Source organism: Haemophilus sp. HMSC066D02 (genome assembly GCF_001810545.1).
In the GTDB taxonomy this organism is placed as follows: domain Bacteria; phylum Pseudomonadota; class Gammaproteobacteria; order Enterobacterales; family Pasteurellaceae; genus Haemophilus_D.
The window spans coordinates 1-206 of sequence record NZ_KV801814.1; the positions used below are offsets into that span (position 1 = coordinate 1).

The 206-nt window shown below is 40.3% G+C and carries 1 protein-coding gene; it reads left to right on the forward strand.

Annotated features, from left to right (window positions below; translation table 11 throughout):
* On the forward strand, window positions 1-206 hold a 206-nt coding region (locus HMPREF2750_RS06995), incomplete at both ends, for a hemagglutinin repeat-containing protein (protein WP_148129980.1).

Below are 206 nucleotides of genomic sequence, written 5' to 3' on the forward strand. Positions count from 1 at the left end.
AAAGGTGGTGAGTTATCCATTCAAAGTGGTGGTGATATCACGATAAAAGCAGCAAATGTGAAATCGGCAGGCACGGTTGATGTAAATGCCAAAGGTAAACTTTTGGTGACGACTGAGAAGCAAAGCAGTAAAGAACACTATGACTTTAGCGATAACCATCATTATCACTTAGATAAAGAAGGTGAAGTAGGCTCTGTTATTGAGGG